Origin of the sequence: Coleofasciculus sp. FACHB-712, from assembly GCF_014695635.1 — a bacterium.
Lineage (GTDB): Bacteria > Cyanobacteriota > Cyanobacteriia > Cyanobacteriales > FACHB-T130 > FACHB-T130.
Genome location: NZ_JACJOQ010000674.1, coordinates 1 through 6659, shown reverse-complemented (window position 1 = coordinate 6659; position 6659 = coordinate 1). Strand labels below are relative to the sequence as shown.

Genomic DNA, 6659 nt, shown 5'->3' with positions numbered 1-6659 from the left:
TACTGGATGGCGATCCAGCCAGCAATAATCTCTCCTGGCAGTGGGTTGCCAGCACCTTTAGCCAAAAGCCTTATTTCTTTAACCGGGAGAACTTAGAACGCTATACGGATGGCATCTATTGCCGCCAATGCCCCCTGTACGGTCATTGTGACTTCGAGGGCAGCTACGATGAACTAGAGAAGCGATTGTTTCCTAAATCTCAAAGTTTCGATCGAAGTGGCGGTAGCAAGAGTTTTCAGCGCGGGAAGAAGCGTCGGTAGTGCGTGAGTTTTGAGTGCGTGAGTCTTGAATTAATGAAACAGCCGATAATTTGGGTGCATGGAGACTGTTTAAGTCCTGGAAATCCCGCATTGCAAGCATACCCTGAAAGCCCCGCGATATGGGTTTGGGACGATGCTTTGATTGAAGAGTGGCAGCTGAGTCTCAAGCGGATTACTTTTATTTATGAATGTTTGCTAGAACTTCCAGTAACGATTCGACGTGGGGATGTCGCTGTTGAAGTTATCGCTTTTGCCAAGGAACACAGTGCCGATGGAATCGTTACAGCAGAAAGTCCTAGCCCCCGTTTTGACGGCATTTGCGACAAAATTGAGGAATCGCTGCCTATCGAAGTGTTACCTGTTGAGCCGTTTGTGAAATACGACGGATATATTGACCTTAAGCGCTTTTCTCGCTACTGGCGCGTTGCCGAACGTTATGTTTTTGATTAGCACTGGGAGACTATTGTGAAGAACACAAGAACTCGGAGTTTGATCGCGATCGCCCTTGTCTCCTCAACTAGCACTGCGGCTTATTCGCGTCCAGCAACGAATATCCAATCGATACCAATGCAGCAACAAGTTGGGGAAGTAGTGTCGCATTTAGTCGGAGTAATGGACACGTCTGCACAAGCGCAAGCCAATCCCAAAGCCCCAAATGTGAGAATGACTACCTGTAAAGTCAGCGTAGAAAATACTAAAAAAAATCCCAAGGTAGTTTTCCTCTACCAAGAACAAGCCATGTCTCAGAATCTTGCCAAACCCTATCGGCAGAGATTCCTAAAAATTGCCCCCAGTGCTGATAACCAAAGCATAGAATCGCAATCATTTAAACCACCAACACCAGAAGCTTTGATTGGTCTATGTAGCAAACCAGAAGCAAAACGTGTCATCAAATTAACCGATATTGGTGCTGCTAAATGCAGCGTATTTTTAAAACCTGACGGTGAGAACTACATCGGCGAGACACCGAAGGCAGGTTGTTCCAGCGACTACAAAGGCGCAGTGAAAGTAACAAATAGAATTGTGTTGCATTCTACGGGAATGGACACATTAGATCGGGCTTTTGATGCCGCAGGAAATCAAGTTTGGGGGTCAAAAGGTGAACCTTATCAGTTTCGATGGGTTCAGCCAAGCGCGAGTCGGTGAATCCATTAAAAGCTGATGTCCTCTGTACTTTCGGCAACCTGCCAACGAAACACTGGTTGCCAGCCAACAGTCACGATTTCTTTTGTGGGACGCAAGATGCCACGGTTGAAGTCGATACCTATAGCTGCTAATTGCCTAAATCCATTTTTATAGAGGGGATGACAACGACTAGTTATTTCTGACTTCATCCACAAATGAGGGTTATTTCTTCCTCGTCCTTCCCAGTCATTAGCGACAGGCCAATCAATACATTGTAGGGGATTGAGCCAGCCTTTCAATTCTAAAACTGATAAGCACCAAGCTCGGACTCCCCACTCATCAGGTGTTGGATCTTCGGGTTTAATTACGTTCTGACCAGCAAACCAGTTTAGATTAGGAATACCGTCGGGCGCTCCATGCGATCGCCACATTTGAATATAGCTATCAGGCTTGACAGCAAAGTGACCAATTTCATGGAGAATGTTCCACCATTGTTCATAACCCGGTTTGATGGTAATTTTTGATATCCCAATACTGCGACCAAATTTGATTATTTCTTCAACATGGGGAATATTTAATTCACTATCAAAATCATCTGGTGAAATAAGGTCGTGGACGTGACAGCCAGGATAGCCGATATATGCGCCGTTAAGCTGGGTCATGGATGGGATACCTCAAAGTTACGATTTGGAGCATATCGAGGTAAACAGGGCTGACAACAGAGAGAATCAATGCAGATAGGTACAGATAGTTAAAATCAGTTATCTGCATTCCCACAAGACACTTGAAGCTGGCTAAGGTATTAGTAGCCGTAACTGAATCTATCCGTTATCTATGACTCAAAAGCGTAAGCCTCGTGGCTTTTTTGCTAGCCATGAGGGGCTGACAAGGCTTGAAGCTAAAAGATTGGAGAAGGGATACACTCACGAAATTTTGGCAGAAAAGGCGGATGTAAGTTTGGATCGGGTTAGGCATCTTTTCAACCCACATTGGGGACGCAAGATTCAAAGAGACGCTATTGAAAAGATTGCCAGAGCCTTAAATTTGCATCCGGCGGATATTGTCGATCCCAACGAGTGGAATACAGCCCTCCAAACCCCAGAACCAAAGCAGATATCTGAGGTTAGCGCGACACGCTACGAGAATATTCCCCGCAGTGGTGTTATTCCCAAGCAGTTTGTTGGACGTTCGCGTGAACTCGAAACTCTACACCAGTTGTTACAGCAAAAGAGCCAGGTACCGATTATTTCTGCCATCGCTGGGATGGGTGGAGTAGGCAAAACGGAACTGGCGATTCAATACGCACAGCAACATTTAGCTAACTACGTAGGTGGAGTTTGCTGGCTACCAGGAAAAGAACCGGATATGGGGATTGAGTTGGTGCGCTTTGCGCGATCGCAGTTCGCATTAAACCCCCTAGAAGATTGGGATTTAAAGACTCAGGTTGATTTCTGTTGGCGACGCTGGCAATCTGGCGATGTGTTAATAGTCTTGGATGATGTCACTGACTATGAGCGCATCCAGCCATATCTACCACCAGTGGAACCACGTTTTAAAGTTTTGATGACAACAAGAATCCAGCGGTTAGGTAGGTCAATTCAGCCCTTGTCCTTAGATGTTTTATATGAACCAGATGCCTTAAAGTTGTTGGTGTCACTTGTAGGAGAGGAACGCATCCAACAGGAATTAACCGAAGCTAAAAAACTCTGTGCGGGGTTGGGTTATTTGCCCTTGGGGTTGGAATTAGTAGGGCGATATTTGGATCGGAAACCTGATCTGTTGCTGGCAGAAATGCTGCAACGGCTAGAAGATAAAGGGTTCAATGAAAAGTCACTCCAAAAACGAGATCCAGACATGACCGCAAAATGGGCAGTGAAAGGAGCCTTTGAGTTGAGTTGGGAAACATTGAACGATGAGGCAAAGCAGTTAGGGTATCTACTGAGTTTATTTGCTCCTGCTCCCATTCCTTGGAAGTTGGTGGAAAAAGCCGCGCCCGATCAAGATCCAGAAGACCTGGAAGAAATGAGAGACGATTTCCTTCTGAATCTGCATCTGCTTCAGCGCATGGGTGACGGAACCTACCTCTTACATCAGCTGATTCGGGAATTTTTTCGGGAGAAGTTGGGACAGTTTGACCAGCTAGATAATCTAATGATCGCGTATTGTCGAACAATGGTGGCAGTGGCAAAGCAGATTCCTGAGCAGCCAACCCGTGAGGTGATTGCAGAAGTTAGCCCTGCTATACCTCATGTAGCACTAGCAGCTAAAAACTTGACAAACTTGCTGGCCAATGATGATTTAATCTGGACTTTTACAGGGTTAGGCTGGTTTTACCAAGGTCAAGGGTTGTATCACCTAGCAGAACCTTGGTTAAAGCAGTGTCTTTCCGTTACTGAATCACGCTTAGGCTCAGATCATCTTCAAGTGGCAACTAGCCTGAATAATTTGGCACTCCTCTACCAATATCAGGGTCGTTATTGTATAGCCGAACCACTTTTAGTAAGTTCGTTAGAACTTTATCGTCGTTTGCTGGGAGAGGAGAATTGTTATGTTGCACTAACCCTGAATAATCTAGCAAATCTCTACCGTGATCAAAGCCGTTACAACGAAGCGGAACCACTCTTTTTAGAAGCTTTAGAACTTCATCAGCGCTTACCGATACAGGAGCATCCCCCGGTGAAAACGATGAGTAATTTGGCATTACTCTACTGTGAGCAAGGTCGATACCACGAAGCAGAACAACTGTTTTTGCAAGCTTTAGAACTCATTCGCTGCTGGGCAGGACAGGCAGAACCTCAAATAATAAAATTACTGAATAATCTAGCAACGCTCTACCTTGAGCAAGGCCGATACTCCGAAGCAGAACTATTATTTTTGCAAGCTTTAGAACTCATCCGCTGTTTATTTGGAGAGAATAATCCTGATATGGCAGTTATTCTGAATAACCTGGCAGAAATTTACTCATTTCAGGGTTTTGAGGACAAAGCAGAAACGCTTTTTCTACAAGCTTTAGAACTATTACAACATTGCCTAGGGAATAACCATCCCAACTTAGCTAATAGCCTGAACAACTTGGGATGTTTCTACCAACGTAAAACCTTCTATAGCGAGGCTAAAAAATTCTTTGAGCAGGCTTTGGAACTGAGAAAAAACATACTAGGAGAAGACCATGCTGATGTAGCAGCTAGCTTAAATAATCTAGCAGTTCTCTACGATGTTCAGGGTAGCTATAGGGACGCTGAACCCTTATATATACAAGCCTTGGCTATTTGTGAGCAACGGTTGGGGGCAGATTATCCTCTCAGTGTTACTGTCCGTAAAAATCTTAATGCTGTCCGCGCTACTCTCGGCTATGAAAATTAAAATCGCGGCTGCACGCAGAAAATCTGCCTTCACGAGTTGTGCTCCATCTTATCCCTCAACCAGCCACGCGATCGCATCCCTTCAACCAACCACGCGATCGCTCTTGATAAGCTTGAAGCTTCATCTAGTTGCGATTTTGGTTCAAAATTTTAGAATGCGATCGCTGCTGAGTTCAACGCCCATTGTCCTGGCAGCAGCAATGCACATTTCCTTACTTCGAGATTAAGCGGCAGCGGAGAGGTCAGCCACTACTATTACCCGTCCTTTGAGTACAGAACGCAGCAGTCTGTTGACGCAACCTCTTTCTTCCTCATCCAAAGACTCATCCAGAGCGGCTGCCATCAGTCCATAACGGTCAGCCAGAGTCAGAATACCAGTTTCGCTGACAGAAGCTAGGATTTCAGAGATAGCACCGGGGAGCAGTTGGATTTGGGGAAGCATGGTTGTTGGGCGTCAACTCTACGATATTTAATATCTCACCCCTTTCCGTCCCGCCGCGCGATCGCTTCGATGAGTAACGTGTGAAAATTCTCAGCCTTTCGAGTGATCTGAATTACATAGGCACTCAAGGCACAAGCGGCTCAATCGCGATCGCATCCCTCAACCAGCCACGCGATCGCATTTTCTCAGCTTCTTTCCAAAAAAATAAAACCGATGGACAAACAAGAAAGCAACTTCACCGGCTGGACGCATATCAGCTATGAAAAAATACCGGAAAGCTCGAATAATTGGAATTTAACAGAATCAGATTATCGCATTTTCAAGAAAACTGCCTGGGTGGTAACTGAAAAAATTCACGGGGCGAATTTCTGTATAATCGCAGACGGCTCAGACGTTCGCTTTGCCAAGAGAAAAGAATTATTGCAGCCAGACGAAGACTTTTTTGGATATCAAACGCTTAGATATAAATTAGCCCAACAAGCCAAAGATATATTCAAAATTATCCAGTTGGAACGTCCGGAAACGTTTAGAGTTTCTGTGTATGGGGAATTGTTTGGCGGAGAATATCCCCATCCTGACGTAGTTCCTGTTCCTAGTGTTCAGGCTGTCCAAACAGGAATCTATTATTCACCTAAAATTGAGTTTTGTGCTTTTGATATTGCTATTGAAGAAAATAATAGAACGGCAAAACGAGATTACATAGATTATGAGAAAGCGCTGAAATTATTTCAGCAAGTAGAAATGCAGGGTGCTAAACCGCTATTTACTGGAAAATACGAACAAGCGCTTGCACAGAAGATAGAGTTTGATTCTACCATTCCTGCCTTATTAGGTTTACCCAAATTGCCGTTTAGCAATCAGGCGGAAGGGATTGTCATTAAACCTGTAAAGTCGATCTATATAGATACTTCCAAGGGAAGAATTAGGCCGGTCTTGAAGAGAAAAATTCCAAAATTCGCTGAAGAGAGCCGATTCCATCAGGCAGAAAAGTGGGGCGACCAAAAATTAGCAACATCTTCTCACTATTTGAGTGATGAAAAATGGCTCCATGAGGCGATGCTTGCATTGGTTACAGAAAATAGATTGATGAATACTCTATCAAAAGTAGGCCGGGTTTCTGGTAAAGACCCAAAAGCAATAGACAAAGTTTTTCAATTATTTGTGAATGATGTAATAGAAACATTTAACGAATCTTATGAAAGCACTTTTAAAAGCTTACCTGAGAAAAGTCAACAGACTTTAATCGAACAATTGGAGCAGGAATCAAAAAAAATGATAAATAATTACTTCAAAAAATAATATTTAGAAACAGGTGTAGGGTGAGCAGCGGCTAACTATCGCTCTTCTGTCACTCTAGGCAGCAGAAAATAGGAACTCGTTCATTTGAAGAGGTATGGGAACTGCACCATGAAAGTAATTCATAAGCGCGATCAATCGTGAAAATCCCAAAGATAGAGACGGAATGGGAAA

The 6659-nt window shown here is 44.2% G+C and carries 7 protein-coding genes and 1 pseudogene; 6 read left to right on the top strand and 2 right to left on the bottom strand.

The window, feature by feature from the left end:
- From H6F50_RS25300 to H6F50_RS25290, 3 genes and pseudogenes are all read left to right on the top strand, one after another.
- Positions 1–260, top strand: a pseudogene (locus H6F50_RS25300) (deoxyribodipyrimidine photo-lyase); the annotation flags it as partial.
- A 33-nt stretch (positions 261–293) separates the two neighbouring features.
- Positions 294–710, top strand: a complete 417-nt coding sequence (locus tag H6F50_RS25295; RefSeq protein ID WP_190430818.1) for a hypothetical protein — start codon at positions 294–296, stop codon at positions 708–710.
- A gap of 15 nt (positions 711–725) precedes the next feature.
- Positions 726–1406, top strand: a complete 681-nt coding sequence (locus H6F50_RS25290) for a chromophore lyase CpcT/CpeT (RefSeq protein ID WP_199292371.1) — start codon at positions 726–728, stop codon at positions 1404–1406.
- Between the two features lie 5 nt (positions 1407–1411).
- Here the strand turns inward: H6F50_RS25290 and H6F50_RS25285 are convergent, their stop codons facing one another.
- On the bottom strand, positions 1412–2047 hold the full coding sequence (locus H6F50_RS25285) for a hypothetical protein (protein ID WP_190430817.1): 636 nt from the start codon (positions 2045–2047) through the stop codon (positions 1412–1414).
- 172 nt (positions 2048–2219) lie between these two features.
- Here H6F50_RS25285 and H6F50_RS25280 point away from each other — a divergent pair, with 172 nt between their 5' ends.
- Together H6F50_RS25280 and H6F50_RS25275 are read left to right on the top strand one after the other, a co-directional pair.
- Entirely contained in the window at positions 2220–4748 is a 2529-nt protein-coding gene (locus H6F50_RS25280; protein WP_190430816.1) for a helix-turn-helix domain-containing protein, read from the top strand.
- Positions 4738–4974: a hypothetical protein gene (locus tag H6F50_RS25275; protein WP_190430815.1), complete on the top strand. Its 237-nt coding sequence runs from the start codon at positions 4738–4740 to the stop codon at positions 4972–4974. The genes H6F50_RS25280 and H6F50_RS25275 overlap by 11 nt, the downstream gene beginning before the upstream one ends.
- On the opposite strand, the gene H6F50_RS25270 is transcribed toward H6F50_RS25275, so the two are convergent.
- A complete protein-coding gene (locus tag H6F50_RS25270) occupies positions 4971–5189 on the bottom strand; it encodes a hypothetical protein (RefSeq protein WP_190430814.1) in 219 nt (72 codons plus the stop codon). The two genes, H6F50_RS25275 and H6F50_RS25270, sit on opposite strands and share 4 nt — an antisense overlap.
- Before the next feature lie 213 nt (positions 5190–5402).
- On the opposite strand from H6F50_RS25270, the gene H6F50_RS25265 reads away from it, so the two are divergent.
- A complete protein-coding gene (locus tag H6F50_RS25265) occupies positions 5403–6488 on the top strand; it encodes an RNA ligase family protein (protein WP_190430813.1) in 1086 nt (361 codons plus the stop codon).
- Positions 6489–6659: the final 171 nt, after the last annotated feature.